This window comes from Phenylobacterium sp., from assembly GCF_965229015.1.
Classification (GTDB): Bacteria; Pseudomonadota; Alphaproteobacteria; order Caulobacterales; family Caulobacteraceae; genus Phenylobacterium.
Map to the genome: position 1 here is coordinate 1,397,059 of NZ_CBDDIM010000001.1, position 17,261 is coordinate 1,414,319.

Here is a 17,261-nt window from a genome sequence, read left to right on the forward strand (position 1 = left end):
TGCTCGCCTGCCATCCCGCCGACAGGGGCAGCGGCTATAATCTGGGCGGGAGGACAAATCCGCTAGCCAAGGGACTCGGGCCCGATCACGGCGGCCATGGGCGGCGTCAGGACTGGGAGGTATTTGCGGCCCTCGATCCAGGCGTCCACCGCCGTCGCCCACTCCTGGAGCATGTGCCGGCGCTGATGCTCGTACTCGGCCTTGTTGTAGACGCCGCGGGAGGAACGGCCGTCCTCGTGGGCCAGACTCTTCTCGATCCAGTCGCTGTTGAACCCCAGCTCGTTGAGCAGGGTCGAGCCGGTCCGTCGCAGATCGTGGACGGTGAAGGGCCTAAGCGGCAATGCCTCCTTCTCCGCGCGCTCGGCGATGGCCGAGGTGACCCGGTTGAAGGTCGCCCGTGACATCGGCTGGTTGGCCTCGTAGCGCGACGGCAGGAGATAGCGCGAGTTGCCCGCGCAGGTCTTCAGGGCGACCAGAATGTCGAGGCTCTGCTGGGCGAGATACACATTGTGCGGCTTCGAGCGCTTCATGCGCTCCTTGGGGATCGTCCAGACCGCGTTCTCGAAATCGACCTCGTCCCAAGTGGCGTCCTGCAGCTCGCTCTTCCGCACCATGGTCAGCACGATCAGCTTCAGGCCCAGGCGGATAGTCGGAAGGGTCGCCACCTGCTCCAGAAGCCCGAAGAGAAGGCGGATCTCGGTTGGCGATAGGGCACGGTCCCTGGGCACGAAGGTGGCGATCGAGGAGGGCCCGACTTCCTCGGCCGGGTTCGAGACCTTGGCGCCATGCAGGTTCGCGTAGTCGAAGATCATCTTGATGATGTCGCGGACATGTACGGCGGTGGCCGGGGCGCCCCGGTCCTTCACCTTCTGACAGACCGCGCGAACGTCATCCGCCGCGATCTCGGTCAGCAGCCGTGACCGAAGCGGCGGCAGCACGTCGCGTTCGAATATGGCGCGGCGCATAGCCCGGGTGCTGTCGGCCATCTTGGCCTCGGACATCCATTTTTCGCCAAGCGCGCCGAAGCTCTTTGCTTCGAGCTTGCGACGCTTGTCCCGCTGCTTCTCGATCGCCGGCGACTGGCCATCGGCGACCAGCTTGCGGGCCTCCAGGCACTTCTCGCGCGCACGGGCCAGCGACAGGCCCGCGGGCCCGTAGCGGCCGAAGGTGACGGTCTCCCGGCGCCCGTTCAGGCGGTAGTCGAATTTGAAGGCCAGAGTCCCCGTCGTGGAGACGAGGACATAAAGACCGTCACGGTCGGAAACCTTGTAGGATTTATCCTTTGGTTTCAGATATTTGAGTGCAGCGTCGGTGAGCACGGGACGTCTCCGAAGGGTCGGTTGAGCGCACCGATTTCGGGGAAAAGACCGTCAGGCCATTTTGGCCCGCCATACCGTCCATTTCCCTATATTTTTCTGATAGATATCCTCAGAAAAACACCGTCAGAACGCTCTATTCCCTTGACGGTATCGGCGACTGACCTCGCGGACAAGATGACGGCGAACCGTCAGGCACGCCGTTTTAGCCCGTCGCTTGGGGGCGATAGGTAGCGAACGAAAGGGAGTTGTTTTCTGTTATTTTTCAGATATCTAAGGGTCTATTCCGATGGTCCGCGATAGCCCGCGAACCCATCGGAATCATTCCCACTCGATGGTGCCCGGCGGCTTGCTGGTCACGTCGTAGACCACGCGGTTGACGCCGCGGACCTCGTTGATGATCCGGGTCGCGCAGCGGCCCAGGACCTCCCATGGGAACTCGAAGAAGTCGGCGGTCATGCCGTCGGTGGAGGTGACGGCGCGCAGGGCGAGCACGTCCTCGTAGGTGCGGGCGTCGCCCATGACGCCCACCGTCTTGACGGGAAGGAGAACGGCGAAGGCCTGCCATATCTTGTCGTAGAGGCCGGCCTTGCGGATCTCGTCGAGATAGATGGCGTCGGCCTGCTGCAGGACGGCGACCTTTTCGCGGGTGATCTCGCCGGGGATGCGGATGGCCAGGCCCGGGCCCGGGAACGGGTGACGGCCGACGAAGGCCGGGGCCAGGCCCAGCTCGACGCCGAGCGCGCGGACCTCGTCCTTGAAGAGCTCGCGCAGGGGCTCCACCAGCTTCAGCTTCATGTAGTCGGGCAGACCGCCGACATTGTGGTGGCTCTTGATCACCGCCGAGGGACCGCCGCTGGTGGAGACGCTCTCGATCACGTCGGGATAGAGCGTGCCCTGGGCGAGGAAGGCCGCGCCCTCGATCTTGGCGCTCTCCTTGTCGAACACCTCGATGAACAGCCGCCCGATGGTCTTTCGCTTGGTCTCGGGATCGCTGACGCCCGCCAGCTCGCCGAGGAACAGGTCCCCGGCGTCCACGTGGATCAGCGGGATGTTGTAGTGATCGCGGAACAGGGTGACGACCTGCTCGGCCTCGTTGTGGCGCAGCAGGCCGGTGTCGACGAAGACGCAGGTCAGCTGGGCGCCGATGGCCTCGTGGATCAGGACGGCGGCCACCGAGGAGTCGACGCCGCCGGACAGGCCGCAGATCACCTTGCCGTCGCCGACCTGCTCGCGGATCTTGGCCACCATCTCCTGGCGGAAGGAGGCCATGGTCCAGTCGCCGGTCAGGCCCGCGATGCCGTGGGTGAAGTTCCGCAGCATCTGGGCGCCGCGCGGGGTGTGGGCCACCTCCGGGTGGAACTGGATGCCGTAGAAGCGCCGCGCCTCGTCGGCGATGACCGCGTAGGGCGAGCCCGGCGAGGAGGCCACGACCTCGAAGCCGTCGGGGATGGCGGTGATCTTGTCGCCGTGGCTCATCCAGACCGTCTCGAGATCGCCGACGTTTCCGAGGCCGGCCAGCAGGGGCGAGGCCTTCTCGATCTTGATCTCGGCGCGGCCGAACTCGCGGTGATGGCCGCCCTCGACCTTGCCGCCCAGCTCGGCGCACATGGTCATCTCGCCGTAGCAGATGCCCAGGACCGGCACGCCCAGCTCGAACACCCGCTTGGTGACGGCGGGGCTCTCGTCCTCGTGGACGCTGGCCGGGCCGCCCGACAGGATCACCGCCTTGGGGGCGTAGTCGGCCAGCATGGCCTCGACCTTGTCGTAGGGGTGGATCTCGCAGAAGACCCCGCTTTCGCGCAGGCGGCGCGCGATCAGCTGGGTCACCTGGCTGCCGAAGTCGACGATCAGGACGCGTTCGTGGGTGGGCTCAGAGGTCATGGGGCTTTGTCGGCGAGAGGTTTGGTTCGCTCCAGCACCGCGACGAAGAAGCCGTCGGTGTCGGCGGTGGCGGGGGTCAGGCGGAGATAACCTTCCGGAGTCAGGCGCGCGGAGAGGTGTTCGTCGGAAGCGGCGGGTTTCACAGCGAAACCTTCGGTGCGCGCCAGGAAGGCGGCGACGCGGTCCTCGTCCTCCTCGGGCAGGACCGAGCAGGTGACATAGATCATCCGGCCGCCGGGCTTCACGAAGGTGGCGCCGAGATCCAGCACGGCGTCCTGGTCGGACTGGCGCCGTGCGAAGGTGTCCTCGCTGAGCCGCCACTTGGTGTCGGGGTGGCGGCGCCAGGCGCCGGAGCCGGAACAGGGGGCGTCAATGAAGACGACGTCCATCTTGCCTTCGAGACCGTCCAGCGGCCCCTCGGTCACCGGCGAGCGGATCTGCAGGTTGCGGACCCCGGCCCGGTCGGCGCGGCGGATGGTGTCGGCCAGGCGCCGCGCCTCGCTGTCATAGGCGTAGATCTGGCCGGTGTTGCCCATGGCGGCGGCGAGCGCGAGGGTCTTGCCCCCGCCCCCGGCGCAGAGGTCGAGCACCTGGGCGCCCTTGATCTCGCCGGCGCAGGCCGCGGCGATCTGGGAGCCGAGGTCCTGCACCTCGAACCAGCCCTTGGAGAAGGCCGGAATGGTCTCGACGGCGCCGGCTCGGTCGGTGGCCGCGGGCGCGGGGATGCGCAGGGCCGTGGCCAGTTGCGGCACGGCGGCGGCGTTGAGCGGCTGGGTGGCCTTCAGCGCGCGGGCCGGGTCGGTCTTCAGGGTGTTGACCCGCAGGTCGATGGGCGCGCGTGCGGAGAGCGCCTCCCCTTCCCGCGCCGCCGCGTCGCCGAAGGCGCGCGCGAAACTGGCCTCCAGCCACTGCGGATAGTCGCCCCGCACCGAGGGCGGAGCCTCGGCCAGGTCGCGGGGACTTTCGAGCGCCGCGATCTCGGCTTCGGTCAGGGCGCCGTGGCCGTGGGGCTCCTCGGTGACGGCCGCGGCAATGCGGTCGACGGGCCAGTCCCACTCGTACTTCAGGACGCCGAGGATGGCGGCGCGGATGCTGTCGTCGCCCATCTTCCAGGCGATGGAGCGGCGGCGGCGCAGGGCGTCGAGCACCAGACCCGAGACCCAGGCGCGGTCCTTGGAGCCGGCGTATCGGGCGTCGTTCCCCCAGGACTTGAGCGCCAGCCTGGCTGGCCGGTGGCGTTCCTCGACGTCGGTGAGAACCTCGATGGCCGCCGAGAGGCGTCCGCCGTCACGCAAGGAAGATCGCCGCCACGATCATGCCTATGCCCACCAGGCTGACCAGCCAGACCAGGGTGCGCACGCCGGAAATCCCGGCGGCGTAGAGGGGCACGTAGAGCGCCCGGGCGACGACATAGAGCACCGCGCCCCACAGGGTCAGCGGGCCGGTCTTGGCCACCAGATAGGCGGCGAAGATGGCGGCCACGAAGAACGGGAACGTCTCCTGGAAGTTCTTGAAGGCGCGGTCGAGGCGGGCGGCCACGCCGGTGAGCGGCATGTCCTCGTCGCGGGGGCCGGCCGCCCACTTCAGGTCCTGCTGAGCCCGCGCCGCCCCGGCCGCCCAGAGCAGCTGGACGACCCCGACGAAGATCGCCGCGCCGATGAGTTGGAGTTCGGGGGCTGCGTTCATGGTCTCAGACCGGGCTCGTATAGTTGGGGGCCTCGCGGGTCATCATGACGTCGTGGACGTGGCTTTCGCGCAGGCCCGCTCCGGTGATCCGGATGAACCGGGCGTTGTCGCGGAAGGCCTGGAGGTTGGCCGCGCCGGTATAGCCCATGGCGGCCCTCAAGCCCCCCACCATCTGGTGCAGGATGGCCGCGATCGGGCCCTTGTAGGCCACCTGACCCTCGATGCCCTCGGGCACCAGCTTCAGGGCCGAGACCTCCTTCTGGAAGTAGCGGTCCGCCGAGCCGTTGGCCGTGGACATGGCGCCCAGCGAGCCCATGCCGCGATAGGCCTTGTAGGAGCGGCCCTGGTAGAGGAACACCTCGCCAGGGGCCTCGTCGGCGCCGGCGAAGGCCGAGCCCATCATGGCCACCTGGGCGCCCATGGCGAGCGCCTTGGCCAGGTCCCCGGAATACTTGATGCCGCCGTCGGCGATGATCGGCACGTCGGTGCCGGCCGCGGCGCGGACGGCGTCGGCGATGGCGGTGAGCTGGGGCACGCCCACCCCCGCCACCATGCGGGTGGTGCAGATGGAGCCCGGGCCGATGCCCACCTTCACCGCGTCGGCGCCGGCGTCGATCAGGGCGCGGGCGCCTTCATAGGTGGCGACATTGCCGGCGACGATCTGGACGCGGTTGGTCTCGCGCTTCAGTCGGCCGACGGCGCGGGAGACGTCGGCGTTGTGGCCGTGGGCGGTGTCGATCACCAGCACGTCCACCCCGGCGTCCACCAGGGCCATGGAACGCTCGAAGCCGGTGTCGCCCACCGTGGAGGCGGCGCCCACCAGCAGGCGGCCCTGGGCGTCCTTGGCCGCGACCGGGTGAGCCTGGGCCTTTTCCATGTCCTTGACGGTGATCAGGCCGACGGCGCGGTAGGCCTCGTCCACCACGATGATCCGCTCGATCTTGTGCTTGCGCAGCAGGGCGCGGGCCTCGTCCTGACTGCAGCCCTCGCGAACCGTGATCAGATTGTCCTTGGTCATCAAGGCCTTGGCCGGGACTTCGCTGGAGCCCTCGAACCGCATGTCGCGGTTGGTGAGGATGCCCACCAGCTTGCCGGTGCCGGGCTCGACCACCGGGAAGCCGGAGATCTTGCGCCGCGACTTGATGGCCAGGACCTCGCTGAGCGGGGTGTCCGGGTTGATGGTCAAGGGGTTGATGACCATGCCGCTTTCGTAGCGCTTCACCTCGCGCACCTGTTCGGCCTGTTCCTCAGGCGTCATGTTGCGGTGAAGCACGCCGAGGCCGCCGTGCTGGGCCATGGCGATGGCCAGGCGGCTCTCGGTGACGGTGTCCATGGCCGAGGACACGAGCGGTATGTTCAGACTGATTTCGCGCGTGAACCGGGTGGAGGTGTCCACCTGGCCGGGCATCACATCGGATGCGCCGGGTTCGAGCAAAACGTCGTCGAAGGTGAGCCCTTCGCGAATCTCCATTGGAGTCTCCATTTTGCGAGCCGCGTATAAGGCGTCGGTATGGGGTCGGGCAAGGGTGGCGTCCAGCAAGGTCATGTCACGGGCTCCTGATTCAGGCCGAAGGTCATGGCGAACATGACCAGGCAGAGGGCGGCCCCGCCCAGCAGGGCGAGGGTCGGGGATCGGTCCAGGGCCAGGCCGTAGAGGGCCGGGCCGCCGATCTGGGCGATCTGGGCGGGCCGTCCCAGCAGGGCCGAGCGGTAGGCGTAGCTTCCAGATCCCCAGATGCTGAGCGGCAGCACGCCCTTGGCCACGGTGAGCATGCCATTGCCGGCCCCCTGCCCGAGCGCCATGGCCGGGGCGCCGGCCCTGCCGAAGACCAGCAGGGCCGTGGCCCCGAGGGGGTGCATGAGGGTCGCCGCGCGGGTCGCCATCAGGGGCGGGAAGCGGCGCAGGACGGCGAACTCCAGGGCCCGGACGGCGACGGCGGCGAAACCCACCAGGGCGGCGGTGGACATGGCGACGGTCGTGGAGAGACCAAAGGCCACGAAAAGCCGCGGCAGGTGGGTGCTCATGCAGGTGGAGAGGAACCAGGCCCCGGCGAACAGAACGGAAAGCTGGATCATCCGGCGGTCCCAGACCACCGGCGTAGGGGCGCCGACATCGGCCGACATGTGGCCAGCGACGTGTCGCGGAATGAGGACGGCGCCGAGCGGCAGCCAGACGAGCAGATGCAGGCCCGCCCAGGCGAAGCAGGCGCCCTGCCAGCCGAACTGCTGGGCGAGCCCGTGGGTGGCGGGGAAGCCGAGGCTGGAGCCCAGGCCGCCGATCAGGGCGACGCCGGTGATGGCGCGCCGCGCCCGATCCCCGTACAGGGCGACCAGGATGGCGAAGGGGGTGCCGTAGAGGCCCAGCGCCATGGCCAGGCCCAGGACCACCATGCCGAGGGTGAGGACGACCGCGCCGTGGGCCAGGCCGACCAGCCCCAGGCCCGCGGCGAACACCAGGTTGGAGATCAGCAGCACGGCCTTGCCGCCCCGGCGGTCCACCCAGCGTCCGACCGCCGGAGCGGCGACCGCGCTGGCGGCCAGGGCCACCGACATCAGGCTGAAGACGAAGGTGGGCGCCAGAACCAGGTCGGCGGCGATGTCGTCGCCCAGGACCCCCAGCAGGTAGAAGCTGGAGGCGAAGGCGATGGTCTGCCCCAGGCCCAGGGCCAGGACGATCACGGTCTGGGGCGGGTGGGGTTTCGACGCCATCCCGAGTCTATGCGCCGATTGCCTAATGGCGGAAATCGACATATTGGGACGATCGTGTTCGAAAATCTCACATCAAGCCCTCTGCCCTCGCTGAACGCCCTGCGGGCCTTCGAGGCCATGGCGCGCACCGGTCGGGCGACCCTGGCGGCGGAGGAGCTGCACGTCACCCACTCGGCGGTCAGCCGTCAGGTGAAGGCCCTGGAGCAGAGCCTGGGGGTGCGGCTGTTCACCGGCCCCAAGCACCGGCTGGAGCTGACGGCGGCCGGGGCGGCCCTGCTGCCGGCGCTCACCGCCGCCTTCGACCAGATCGCCGGCGCCGTGCGCCAGGTGCGCGGCGGCTCGGAGGACCTGCACATCGCGGTCAACGCCAGCATCTCGGTGAAGTGGCTGATCCCGCGCCTGTCGCGCTTCACCGAAGCCCATCCCGGCGTGCGCCTGCATCTGACCGAGCTGGCGTCCCACGCCGTCAGCCAGCGCGGCGCCGACGCGGTGGTGCGGCTGGTCCCCGCCAGCCGGCTCTCCGATCCCCTGGCCACGGCCTTCATGCCCAGCCACCTGGGCGCGGTGATGTCGCCGGGCCTGGCGGAGCGGTTCCCCGACGCCCTGCGGGCGCCGCGTCTGGTCGCCCAGACCCATCCGCAGGGCTGGGCCATCTGGGCCGCCCTGGCCGGCCTGGAACTGCCGCAGGCGCCGGAACAGCCCTTCGCCCACCTGCATTTCGCCCTGGACGCCGCCATCGCGGGCCTGGGCGTCGCGGTGATGCCCTGGCCCCTGGTGACCGACTATGTGCGGAGCGGACGCCTGGTCGCGCCCTTCGGCTTCGTCCCGGCCCAGAGCGGCTTCGCCCTGCTGGCCGCGCCGGGGGTCAGCAGCCGGGCGCTGGATCAGTTCCGGGGGTGGCTGATGGCCGAGGGCGCGAAAACCCCAGCGCCGCCACGCCAAACGTCATCCCGGCCGTAGCGAAGCCCTCGGGTCCGACCGCTTAGGCGGCCCAAGGATAAACTCCGCGCCCGGACCCAGGGGCCCAGCCCCGCCACCTGGGTCCCGGGTCTCCCCTGCGGGGCGCCCGGGATGACGGCGTTTGTTCCAGCGGCCTAATCTATTGCTTGGGCAGCCTCTTGTCGGCGCGGCAGACCTTGATCGGCTTTTGCGTGACGCTGTGGATGCGAGTGATGCGGCGTTGCTTGGCGTCGGTCGCGACCCGCATGCAGACGCAGCCATAGCCGTAGGATGAGCCGTTGGTCACGACCCAGTCGTGCTCGGTGAGGTCGGGTACGCTGTCCAGGCCGCGAGCCTGGAAGCCTCCCTGCGTGCCAATGGTCCATTCGCCGGCGTTGTCGAACAGCCACCAGTTGCCCGGCGACGGGTTCTGCAGCCAGCCGCAGCGCAGCTCGCCGACCGGCTTCTTCGCCGCGGCCTGGCTCGGCGCGCCGGCCGCCAGGGGCAGGAGCACGGCGAGCAGGCCGAGGGCGCGGCCCAGACGGTTGCGGAACGGAGGGGTCATCTGGCGGTCCTTCGAACTGTGGTCACCGACCAGGAATAGGGGCCACCTGAGGAGGGATCGTGCCATGGTGTCAAGGAGTCGCGCCCGTCGAGAGCGCATCGGAGAGGTCGCGATGAGTATCCTGGACTGGCTGAGCGGCGCCAAGCCGGCGCCCAGCGGCGTCGCCCGCGAGAGCGTGGCCAAGCTGCGCAAGCGGCTGATGGCCGTGAACCGCCCCACCGCCCCCTTCAAGATCCGCGAGGCGACGAAGAAGGAGGGCTGCGACCTGGTGGCGGAATGGCGGATCGTCGACGCCAAGTGGATCGAGATCTTCGCCAAGGCGGGCATCAAGCGCGTGTTCAAGGTGCGGATGAAGTTCGACGAGGCCAAGGGCGAGGTCCGGGCCGTCGACGAGGAATGGGAGGTGGAATGGCGCGCGGGCGTGCCCACCCTCTCGGCCGCCGCGAGCGCCTCGCGCGGCCGCAAGTGGGAGAAGAGCTACGAGGCGGTCTACGCCTTCCGCGAGGAGGACCTCTCCTTCGGCAAGATCTACGAATACAGCTTCAGCACCAGCGAGATCAAAGGCCCGCTGATCAAGGCCGCCCACGCCGGCGGCTGGGGCTGGCGCGGCGTGGCGTTCGGGAAGCTCTGAGCCCGCGCGCGGCGGTCCCGGACGCCGCCGGGTCCGCGCGCCGCCCGATCACGGCTCCGCGGCGACTTGCGGGGACGGCGTCGGATCAGGCCCGAAGCGGTTCTGGCCGCGCGTGCCCTCGGTGACATAGAAGACGAGCAGCACCAGCCAGCCGACCAAGGGAAGCAGCAACAGCAGCAGCCACCAGCCGGTGCGATTGATGTCGTGCAGCCGGCGGACGGAGACCGCGAGCTGGGGAACCACCAGCAGCAGGGAACTGATCAGGCCCACCGGGCCACGGGTCTCCACCCAGGCGTCATAGCCGCCGGCCCCGGAATGGGCCGCCGAGGCGCCATAGCCCAGCATCAGGTCGAGGATCGCCGCCCCGACACCCACCAGGACGGAGAACAGGACGAACATCCAGAACTCCATCCGGCGGGAGCGGCCGCCGAAATCGAGGGCCCGCTTCAGCGGCAGGATCATCCAGTTCATCGCTTGTCTCCTTCATGCGCCCGCCGCGGCGCGGCTTTCACGCTAGGTCTTCTTGCGGACCAGGAAGACGTCGCTGAGGACGCCGCTGATATAGGCCTGGCCTTCGCAGACCAGGACCTGGTCGGGCGCGACCACGGCGGCGCCGCCGACCTTCAGCTTCACCTTGGCGAAGTTCTTCTTCGGACGGGGCTGGTCGAGGTCCAGGGACACGGCCGTCTCGGGCTGGCCCTCCGGGGTCTGGCCCGCGCCGACGCCCACCACCGGACCCATCAGGCGCTCCCGCTGGCCAATCCAGGTATTCAGCAGCGCCAGGTCGAGATCCTTCGACGCCCCCACCACCCTGACGTCCGCCATCAGTAGGTATCCTTCTTGGTCACGGGTTTCAGCTTGGCGATCACCGCGTCGATGTCCGCCGTCTGGGCGGGGTCGTTCAGCCAGACCACGATGTTGTTGCGGGTCTTCCCCGGCGTGTCCCCGACCCCCACCTCGATCCCCGGCGCCGCGGCGATGGCATTGAGCATGTCGAGGTCCGCCCGCTGGTTGGAGGCCGCGAGCGCGTCGACATAGTCGAGGATGGCGGCCAGGCGGTCCACGGCGGCCTGGGTCAGGATGGGCGCCTGGTAGAGGGACTTCAGCGTCTTCTCCTGGGCCGCCGCGTCGGCGGTGGCCAGGGTGGTGAGCTGCTGCACGGCGACGTCGAGGCTGGCCTGGCGTTCGAGGTCGTAGATGGCGTCGAAGGCGTCGCGCAGGGTGTAGACGTTGGCGGGCTGTTGCAGACCCTTCTGCAGGGCGATCTTCGCCGTGGCGCGGCGGCTGTCCATGGCCGCCAGCAGGGCCTGGTGGGTCTTGTCCTGGAAGACCTCCTTGCTCAGGGCCGAGTAGGTTCCGCTGGTCACCGCCGCCGCCGTGGCCAGCGCCCGGGCGCCCTCGACACCCGAGACGATGGCCGCGCCGTTCATCACCAGGATCGCCGTGCTGGACCCGAAGCCGGCGCCCTTGGTCTCCCGCGAGAGATTGGTCCGGAAGGCGAGGTACTGGGCGTCGGCGGCGCGCACATAGACGCCGGCCACATAGTCCCGGTAGCTCTTCGGATCCAGGCCGCCCCGATCCTCGTCGTCCGCCGAGGCGAAGTTCGCCAGGGCCTCGGCCTCCGGCAGCGCCTTGACCGCGTCCAGGCGGGTCTTCAGCGAGACCACCGGCTCAGCCGAGCCCGAGAACGAGGCGCAACCGGCGAGCGCCGCCACCAGGGCGGCGGCGAGCACGCCGCGCACCACGGGCCCCAGGCCACGTCGCAGCCGCTGCGCCTGTCCGGCGCGCTGATCTGAGTCCATGTCGGTCCTCCCCACGGTGACGCTACATCAACCCCGGACCGTCGTCGACTTCAGGTTGCCGCCCCCATTTGCTCACGCTGCGATGGCCCCAGCTCGTCACGCCCCAAACCTTGAGCATTTAGGCTAGGGTGCGGGTCCCTCCCGGAGCCGCACCCCGCCCATGACCCAGCACATGAAGGATCTCGCCGAAGAGATCGTCCGCCTCCAGGGCGATCTCGACCGGGAGATCGAGGCGCGCCGCAAGGCGCTGGGCTGGAGGCTCAAGGCGCAGATCGGACAGTTCGAGCACGGCATAACCCTGGAGCATCGCCGCCTGCGCCTGGGTCTGGCCAAGTTCCTCGGCGGCACATCCCTGGCCGTGGTGCTGACGGCGCCGGTGATCTATTCGCTGATCATCCCCCTGGTGATCGTCGACGCCTGGGTGAGCGCCTATCAGGCCATCTGCTTCCGGGCGTATGGCATTCCCCGGGTCAAACGCCGCGACTACATCGCCATGGACCGCGGCCGGCTGTCCTATCTCAACATCATCGAGGCCCTGAACTGCAGCTTCTGCGCCTACGCCAACGGCCTGGTGGCCTATGTGCGCGAGGTGTCGAGCCGCACCGAGCAGTACTGGTGCCCCATCAAGCACGCCCTGAAGGTCTCCGATCCGCACCGGCGCTATTACGAATTCCTGGAATACGGGGACGCCGAGGGCTATCGCGCCCGCCTGGACGAGTTCCGCACCCGCCTGCGCGCCGAGCCGGTGGGGGCCGAGCCCCGGGTCTCCGAGGCGGGGTGAGGGCCAGGCTCAGGCCCGCCGCGCGGGGCTGGACTCCCCGCCCCCGCGCCGCGATCCTGGCCCGGGATTGGGAGGTCCGACATGGCTGAACTGGAGCGTCTGCCGGCCGATGCGCCGCTCGCCGCGGTGATGGCGGTCCTGGAGCGGGACGGGGCCCTGATCCTGGAGGAGGTGATCAGCCCGCAGGCGGCCGCGGACCTGGCCGAGGAGCTGCGGCCCTGGGTCGAGGCCACCCAGCCCGGACAGGACGGCTTCACGGGTTTCAAGACCACGCGGACCGGGGCCCTCGTGGCCCGCTCGCCTGGCTGCCGAACGGCGATCCTCGATCCCCGGATCCGCGCGATCTGCGACGCGCTGCTGCTGCCCAACTGCACGCGTTACCAGCTGCACCTGGGCCAGCTGATCCGCATCATGCCCGGCCAGCCGGCGCAGCCGATCCACCGCGACCGCTGGGCCTGGGGCAAGCACCTGAAGGGGGTCGAGCCGCAGCTCAACACCATCTGGGCGCTCACCGACTTCACCGTCGAGAACGGGGCGACCCAGGTCGTGCCCGGCTCCATCGACTGGCCCGACAGCCGCAAGGCGACCCCGGAGGAGATCTGCCGGGCGACGATGAAAGCCGGCTCGGTGCTGGTCTATACGGGCACGGTGTTTCATGGCGGCGGGGCCAATACCGGCGAGACCGACCGCTGGGGCCTGAACATCACCTATGCGCTCGGCTGGCTGCGTCAGGAGGAGAACCAGTATCTCTCCTGCCCGCCGGAAATCGCACGGACCCTGGCGCCGGAGCTGCAGCAGCTGATCGGCTACGCCATGGGCTCCTATGCGCTGGGCTACTAAACCCCGCCCCTGCCCCCCGGCGCGGGTCCGGAGGTCGTGCCGCCGGAGTACGCCCTGACCGGCGAGGCAGCGGGATCGCAGCTGGGGTCGGCCGAGCTTCTGGGAGCGATCAACGCCCAGGTGCGCGGAGGCTGACCGCCCCGTCTCAGGCCCGAGTGGCGAGGAAGGCGTAGCGATTGAGACTGAAGAAGAATTCGTCGCTGGCGATCAGGGCTTGCTGGTCGGCCCACCAGGCATCGACCTCATCCAGGCTCAGGCCGGCGCGCTCGGCGTTGGCGCGCACGAAGTTGGCGATCGTGCGCATCATGGCGCCGGCATAGCTGACCGGCTGCCAGCGGGGCGACAGCATGGGCAGGATCTCCACGCGGCGCACGGTGAAGCCGGCGGCCCGCAGCAGCGGTCCCAGGCGCGCCGGCAGGTGGGGATCGGCCAGGTGGGCGTCCCAGCAGGCCAGGATGCGGGCCATGCGGCCCTCGTCGGAGGAATGCCAGACGATGCTGCGCCAGTCGGTGTCGAGGATCAGCGCCCGGCCGCCCGGAACCAGGACCCGATGCAGCTCGGCCAGGGCCGCGGGCATGTCGGCGACGTACTCGTAGACCTGGGTCGAGACCGCGGCGTCGAAGGCGGCGTCGGGGCCGCCAAGCGCGGTGGCGTCGGCCTGGCGGAGCTGCGCCTGTGGGAAGGCCGCCAGGCGCTCGGCCGAGGCCGCCACCATGGCCGGGGCGAGGTCCAGGCCCACCAGGGTCCCGCCCTCCCCCACCAGGCGGGCGAGGTCGTAGGCCAGCAGTCCGGGGCCGACGCCGACGTCCAGCACCCGCTCGCCCGGCTGCGGCGCCAGCAGGTCGAGGACCCGGGCGCGCTGGGCGATGACGTCGGGGGTGAGGTAGATGGCCTCCAGCGCCTTGGCGGCGGCCGCGTCAAAGGTCAGTTGGGCCATGGCCCCCTCCAGGACATCGGGAAGACGCAGGCCTACACCGGGTCGCGCCGCCCGCCCAGGCTCAGAACCCCCGCAGGACGGCGAACTCCGCCAGCGGCGCGCGTTCGGTGCGGACGCGGTTGATGGGGGCGGCCTCGTCCATGTGGCCGAGCGCCATGGCGCAGAAGATCATCAGCTCGTCGGGGACCGCCAAGGCCTGGCGGATCGTGGCGTGCCACAGGGCCCAGGACTCCATGGCCGCGGTGTGCAGGCCGTGCTCGCGGGCCAGCAGCATGACCGACTGCAGGTACATGCCCAGGTCCGCCCACTGGCCCTGTTGCAGGGAGCGGTCGATGGCGAAGACCAGGCCGACAGGGGCGCCGAACAGCTCGAAATTGGCGACGTACTGCTCCATCTGGCCGGCCAGGTCGGCGTGGGCGACGCCGAGGGCGGCGTACATGGCCGCCCCGGCCGCGAACTTCCGGTCGCTGAAGGGCGGGCCCATGTCGGGCGGATAGATGTTGTACTCGGTCTGGCCGTCGGAGAGGGCGCCTGTGGCGATGCGGCCCTTGATGGCGTGCTGCAGGGCCGCGAGTTCGGGACCGGCCAGGGCCCAGACCCGCCAGGGCTGGAGGTTGCCGCCGGAGGGAGCGCGGGAGGCGGCCGTCAGGATGGCCTCCACCGTGGCGCGCTGGACCGGGGTGTCGCAGAAGGCGCGGCAGGTGATGCGGGTGGCCAGGGCCTCGGCGACGTCCATCTAGCCCAGGTCCAGGCTGAGTTGCTCGGGCGCCGCGGCCGGGCGCGGGGCGCGGACGCCCAGATAGCCGCTCACGGCGCGGGCCAGCTCCTGTTCCAGGGCTGTCCAACTCGCCAGGTCGGCGCCGGGGCCGAAGCCCGCCACCAGCACCTGCTGCTGGAGCACCGAGGTCACCAGGCGGGCGACGAACTCGGCGGCCAGGCGCGGATGGGGATGGCTGAACTCGCCCCGCTTGGCGGCGAGGGCGCGGGCCACCTGGGCCACCAGTTCGGCGTGGGCCTGCTGGGACAGAGCCTCGAAGGCCGGCCGCTGATCGCCGAGCAGGATCAGGGCGCGGGCGGTCCCGGCGCGGCCGCGATAGGCCTGGGCCAGGGCCAGGACCGTGGAGGCCACCAAAGGCGCCAGGTCGTGGGCGGCGACGGCGGCCGGGCTCAGATGGGTCTCCACCCGCGCACGCACGTCGGCCAGCAGGTCGGCGAAGAGGACCTCCAGCAGCTCATCCTTGTCGCGGAAGCGCTTGTAGAAGGCGCCGGTGGAAGACTGCGCCCGGCGACAGATCTCCGGCACCGTGGCGGCGCGGAAGCCGACCTCGTCGAACAGGGCCTCGGCCGCGGCCAGGATGCGGCGCAGGGTCTCGCGGCTGCGGGCCTGGCGCGGCGGGGCCTCGACCCCATGATCGCCGCCGTAGCGCCCCTCGCCCGGCCCGTCCTGTCTCGGTGTCGCCCGCGGTTCGCCCATCTCGACCTCCGTGAAGAGAATGATGTTTCTCTTTCTCTTTCTTGAGTCAAGGGCGGCCCAATTTTCGCCAGTGCCGCGGCGCACCGGCCTCTGGAAGGTTGGGCCCCCTGGCGGAGACGCAGATGCGACGAACCCTCATCCTGGCCGGCGCCCTGGGCGCGCTCGGCGGACCGGCCCTGGCCGAGCATGGGGCCTGGGACCTGCGCGGCGCCCAGGTCTGGTCCAACATCTGCCTGTCCCAGGAGACCGGCGACGCGCGCGGCCTGCGGGTGTTCGTACGAGCGCAGGGCGTGACCCCACGGATCATCGTGCAGATGGCGGAGGGCGCCCCCCTGCCCCCTCTGGCCACGCGCGCCGCCCAGGTGGACGCCAAGGGCCTCAGCTTCACGGTCGCCGCCACCGGAGAGGTGTTCACGGGGCGCGTCGTCGGCGATGTGCTGGTGCTGAAGACCAGGCGACTGGGCGAGACGCCGCTGCGGCTGCGCCGCCGCAGCGAGGCGAGTGGATTCCCGGTCTGTGTCGGCGATGACGGGAGGTCTTGAGATGAGGCTTGCGATGATGGCGATCGGCCTGGCGCTGCTCGCGGGAGCGGCCCAAGCCCAGGTTCCGGCCCAGGCCAAGCCGCCGGGCGCGCGCTATGTCGCCTATGCGAACGACCCGCACTGGGTCGTGGACCCCTTGAGCAAGTGCGCCATCTACAACACCCGCCCCGACCCGGCGCTCACCGTGCGCTGGAGCGGCCGCTGCGTGGACGGCATGGCCGACGGCCAGGGGACCATCGTCTATTCCCGCAGCAACCGCTTCGCCGCCAAGTACGAGGGCGGGGTGAGCGGCGGGGCGCGCAATGGGCGCGGGGTCTATTACGCCGCCAATTTCGACCAGCTCTCAGTCAACTGGAAGGACGGGCTCGCCGAAGGTCCCGGCGAGTGGACCTATGGCGACAGGTCCCGGTTCTCAGCGGTCTATTATCGCGGCGAGGCGCGGGGCGAGGGCCGCTACCACCAGGGCGACTGGGAATATATCGGGCCGCTGAACGGCCTGGGCCAGGCCTATTTCCGCGGCGGCTCGCCCCGCCCCGCGCGCCTGGCCTATGTGGCGTTCCAGCAGCCGAAACTGCTGAACCCCGACGGCTCGCCCTTCGCGTTCTAGGCCTCGAGGAAGGGCTCGAATCCGCCGTAGATCATCCGCTTGCCGTCGAAGACGTCGTGGGCGTGCTCGTGCATGCGCGGATCAGCCATCACCTTGGCGTTGATCGCGTCGCGCTGCTCGCGGCTCTCGTAGACGATCCAGGAGAAGACCACGACCTCGTCGTCCTTGGCCTGGACGGCGCGGGGGAAGGAGGTCAGCTCGCCATAGGGGACGTCGTCGCCGAAGCACTCGACATAGGCCAGCGCGCCGAATTCCTTCCAGACCTCGGCGCCCGTGCGGGCCATCTTTCGGTAGGCCTCGAGATTGGCCTTGGGGACCGCGAGAATGAAACCGTCGACATAGGACATCGGGAGCTCCTGCTGTTTCCTGATCCTAGGACGAAGGGCGCGCGCGCCATCCGACATGGGGCCTTCGAAAACCGGCCGGCCGGCTCGGGCTGACGTCGCAAACCCTTGCCCCGCCTTATGTCCGCGACCTGACAGAGTGCGTTTTTAATCCCAGAGGTCTGTCACCAATCGGGGGGGTCCTGCGTTGCGCAAGCAACCCAA

The 17,261-nt window shown here is 69.7% G+C and carries 20 protein-coding genes; 6 read left to right on the forward strand and 14 right to left on the reverse strand.

Going from position 1 to position 17,261, the window contains the following annotated elements; genetic code table 11:
- Positions 1–62 precede the first annotated feature (62 nt).
- From ACO06I_RS06980 to ACO06I_RS07005, 6 genes are all read right to left on the reverse strand, one after another.
- Complete coding sequence (locus ACO06I_RS06980; RefSeq protein WP_421931856.1) at positions 63–1,319, reverse strand: tyrosine-type recombinase/integrase; 1,257 nt, start codon at positions 1,317–1,319, stop codon at positions 63–65.
- A gap of 318 nt (positions 1,320–1,637) precedes the next feature.
- Positions 1,638–3,200: a glutamine-hydrolyzing GMP synthase gene (gene guaA, locus ACO06I_RS06985; RefSeq protein ID WP_421931857.1), complete on the reverse strand. Its 1,563-nt coding sequence runs from the start codon at positions 3,198–3,200 to the stop codon at positions 1,638–1,640.
- The gene (locus tag ACO06I_RS06990) at positions 3,197–4,495 is read right to left on the reverse strand and encodes an RsmB/NOP family class I SAM-dependent RNA methyltransferase (RefSeq protein WP_421931858.1); all 1,299 of its coding nucleotides are present in this window, start codon (positions 4,493–4,495) and stop codon (positions 3,197–3,199) included. The genes guaA and ACO06I_RS06990 overlap by 4 nt, the downstream gene beginning before the upstream one ends.
- Positions 4,488–4,886: an MAPEG family protein gene (locus ACO06I_RS06995; protein ID WP_421931859.1), complete on the reverse strand. Its 399-nt coding sequence runs from the start codon at positions 4,884–4,886 to the stop codon at positions 4,488–4,490. Before ACO06I_RS06995 ends, ACO06I_RS06990 begins: the two co-directional genes overlap by 8 nt.
- A gap of 4 nt (positions 4,887–4,890) precedes the next feature.
- The gene (gene guaB, locus ACO06I_RS07000) at positions 4,891–6,357 is read right to left on the reverse strand and encodes an IMP dehydrogenase (RefSeq protein ID WP_421931860.1); all 1,467 of its coding nucleotides are present in this window, start codon (positions 6,355–6,357) and stop codon (positions 4,891–4,893) included.
- A 71-nt stretch (positions 6,358–6,428) separates the two neighbouring features.
- Positions 6,429–7,595: an MFS transporter gene (locus ACO06I_RS07005; RefSeq protein ID WP_421931861.1), complete on the reverse strand. Its 1,167-nt coding sequence runs from the start codon at positions 7,593–7,595 to the stop codon at positions 6,429–6,431.
- 54 nt (positions 7,596–7,649) lie between these two features.
- On the opposite strand from ACO06I_RS07005, the gene ACO06I_RS07010 reads away from it, so the two are divergent.
- On the forward strand, positions 7,650–8,555 hold the full coding sequence (locus ACO06I_RS07010; protein WP_421931862.1) for a LysR substrate-binding domain-containing protein: 906 nt from the start codon (positions 7,650–7,652) through the stop codon (positions 8,553–8,555).
- 139 nt (positions 8,556–8,694) lie between these two features.
- Here the strand turns inward: ACO06I_RS07010 and ACO06I_RS07015 are convergent, their stop codons facing one another.
- Complete coding sequence (locus ACO06I_RS07015) at positions 8,695–9,099, reverse strand: DUF4087 domain-containing protein (protein ID WP_421931863.1); 405 nt, start codon at positions 9,097–9,099, stop codon at positions 8,695–8,697.
- A 112-nt stretch (positions 9,100–9,211) separates the two neighbouring features.
- Between ACO06I_RS07015 and ACO06I_RS07020 the strand changes: the two genes are divergently transcribed.
- Positions 9,212–9,730 carry a hypothetical protein gene (locus ACO06I_RS07020; RefSeq protein ID WP_421931864.1) on the forward strand — a complete coding sequence of 173 codons (519 nt, stop codon included), beginning with the start codon at positions 9,212–9,214 and terminating at the stop codon, positions 9,728–9,730.
- 48 nt (positions 9,731–9,778) lie between these two features.
- Here ACO06I_RS07020 and ACO06I_RS07025 read toward each other — a convergent pair whose 3' ends face one another.
- Genes ACO06I_RS07025 through ACO06I_RS07035 form a run of 3 tightly spaced genes read right to left on the reverse strand, consistent with a single transcriptional unit; the run spans position 9,779 to position 11,532 of the window.
- A complete protein-coding gene (locus ACO06I_RS07025; protein WP_421931865.1) occupies positions 9,779–10,201 on the reverse strand; it encodes a DUF805 domain-containing protein in 423 nt (140 codons plus the stop codon).
- Between the two features lie 42 nt (positions 10,202–10,243).
- The gene (locus ACO06I_RS07030) at positions 10,244–10,555 is read right to left on the reverse strand and encodes a hypothetical protein (protein ID WP_421931866.1); all 312 of its coding nucleotides are present in this window, start codon (positions 10,553–10,555) and stop codon (positions 10,244–10,246) included.
- Entirely contained in the window at positions 10,555–11,532 is a 978-nt protein-coding gene (locus ACO06I_RS07035; RefSeq protein WP_421931867.1) for a hypothetical protein, read from the reverse strand. Before ACO06I_RS07035 ends, ACO06I_RS07030 begins: the two co-directional genes overlap by 1 nt.
- A 160-nt stretch (positions 11,533–11,692) precedes the next feature.
- On the opposite strand from ACO06I_RS07035, the gene ACO06I_RS07040 reads away from it, so the two are divergent.
- The gene (locus ACO06I_RS07040) at positions 11,693–12,313 is read left to right on the forward strand and encodes a hypothetical protein (protein WP_421931868.1); all 621 of its coding nucleotides are present in this window, start codon (positions 11,693–11,695) and stop codon (positions 12,311–12,313) included.
- 81 nt (positions 12,314–12,394) lie between these two features.
- Complete coding sequence (locus ACO06I_RS07045) at positions 12,395–13,153, forward strand: phytanoyl-CoA dioxygenase family protein (RefSeq protein WP_421931869.1); 759 nt, start codon at positions 12,395–12,397, stop codon at positions 13,151–13,153.
- A 145-nt stretch (positions 13,154–13,298) separates the two neighbouring features.
- Here the strand turns inward: ACO06I_RS07045 and ACO06I_RS07050 are convergent, their stop codons facing one another.
- The 3 genes from ACO06I_RS07050 to ACO06I_RS07060 all read right to left on the reverse strand — a co-directional run bounded on the left by ACO06I_RS07050 (position 13,299) and on the right by ACO06I_RS07060 (position 15,564).
- Positions 13,299–14,090, reverse strand: a complete 792-nt coding sequence (locus tag ACO06I_RS07050) for a methyltransferase domain-containing protein (RefSeq protein WP_421931870.1) — start codon at positions 14,088–14,090, stop codon at positions 13,299–13,301.
- Positions 14,091–14,151: 61 nt separating this feature from the next.
- A complete protein-coding gene (locus tag ACO06I_RS07055; protein WP_421931871.1) occupies positions 14,152–14,826 on the reverse strand; it encodes a nitroreductase in 675 nt (224 codons plus the stop codon).
- Entirely contained in the window at positions 14,827–15,564 is a 738-nt protein-coding gene (locus tag ACO06I_RS07060) for a TetR/AcrR family transcriptional regulator (protein ID WP_421931872.1), read from the reverse strand.
- 122 nt (positions 15,565–15,686) lie between these two features.
- Here ACO06I_RS07060 and ACO06I_RS07065 point away from each other — a divergent pair, with 122 nt between their 5' ends.
- Positions 15,687–16,106 (forward strand): hypothetical protein, encoded by a 420-nt coding sequence (locus ACO06I_RS07065; RefSeq protein ID WP_421931873.1) that lies wholly within the window; start codon positions 15,687–15,689, stop codon positions 16,104–16,106.
- A 1-nt stretch (position 16,107) separates the two neighbouring features.
- Positions 16,108–16,713 (forward strand): hypothetical protein, encoded by a 606-nt coding sequence (locus ACO06I_RS07070; RefSeq protein WP_421931874.1) that lies wholly within the window; start codon positions 16,108–16,110, stop codon positions 16,711–16,713.
- On the opposite strand, the gene ACO06I_RS07075 is transcribed toward ACO06I_RS07070, so the two are convergent.
- On the reverse strand, positions 16,710–17,060 hold the full coding sequence (locus ACO06I_RS07075) for a DUF1428 domain-containing protein (RefSeq protein WP_421931875.1): 351 nt from the start codon (positions 17,058–17,060) through the stop codon (positions 16,710–16,712). The genes ACO06I_RS07070 and ACO06I_RS07075 overlap by 4 nt on opposite strands.
- Positions 17,061–17,261: the final 201 nt, after the last annotated feature.

Coding starts and splice junctions, on each gene's coding strand:
- guaA (WP_421931857.1), bottom strand. CDS start 3,200: ATGACCTCTGAGCCCACCCACGAACGCGTCCTGATCGTCGACTTCGGC.
- ACO06I_RS06995 (WP_421931859.1), bottom strand. CDS start 4,886: ATGAACGCAGCCCCCGAACTCCAACTCATCGGCGCGGCGATCTTCGTC.
- guaB (WP_421931860.1), bottom strand. CDS start 6,357: ATGGAGATTCGCGAAGGGCTCACCTTCGACGACGTTTTGCTCGAACCC.
- ACO06I_RS07005 (WP_421931861.1), bottom strand. CDS start 7,595: ATGGCGTCGAAACCCCACCCGCCCCAGACCGTGATCGTCCTGGCCCTG.
- ACO06I_RS07015 (WP_421931863.1), bottom strand. CDS start 9,099: ATGACCCCTCCGTTCCGCAACCGTCTGGGCCGCGCCCTCGGCCTGCTC.
- ACO06I_RS07020 (WP_421931864.1), top strand. CDS start 9,212: ATGAGTATCCTGGACTGGCTGAGCGGCGCCAAGCCGGCGCCCAGCGGC.
- ACO06I_RS07025 (WP_421931865.1), bottom strand. CDS start 10,201: ATGAACTGGATGATCCTGCCGCTGAAGCGGGCCCTCGATTTCGGCGGC.
- ACO06I_RS07030 (WP_421931866.1), bottom strand. CDS start 10,555: ATGGCGGACGTCAGGGTGGTGGGGGCGTCGAAGGATCTCGACCTGGCG.
- ACO06I_RS07035 (WP_421931867.1), bottom strand. CDS start 11,532: ATGGACTCAGATCAGCGCGCCGGACAGGCGCAGCGGCTGCGACGTGGC.
- ACO06I_RS07040 (WP_421931868.1), top strand. CDS start 11,693: ATGACCCAGCACATGAAGGATCTCGCCGAAGAGATCGTCCGCCTCCAG.
- ACO06I_RS07045 (WP_421931869.1), top strand. CDS start 12,395: ATGGCTGAACTGGAGCGTCTGCCGGCCGATGCGCCGCTCGCCGCGGTG.
- ACO06I_RS07050 (WP_421931870.1), bottom strand. CDS start 14,090: ATGGCCCAACTGACCTTTGACGCGGCCGCCGCCAAGGCGCTGGAGGCC.
- ACO06I_RS07055 (WP_421931871.1), bottom strand. CDS start 14,826: ATGGACGTCGCCGAGGCCCTGGCCACCCGCATCACCTGCCGCGCCTTC.
- ACO06I_RS07060 (WP_421931872.1), bottom strand. CDS start 15,564: ATGGGCGAACCGCGGGCGACACCGAGACAGGACGGGCCGGGCGAGGGG.
- ACO06I_RS07065 (WP_421931873.1), top strand. CDS start 15,687: ATGCGACGAACCCTCATCCTGGCCGGCGCCCTGGGCGCGCTCGGCGGA.
- ACO06I_RS07070 (WP_421931874.1), top strand. CDS start 16,108: ATGAGGCTTGCGATGATGGCGATCGGCCTGGCGCTGCTCGCGGGAGCG.
- ACO06I_RS07075 (WP_421931875.1), bottom strand. CDS start 17,060: ATGTCCTATGTCGACGGTTTCATTCTCGCGGTCCCCAAGGCCAATCTC.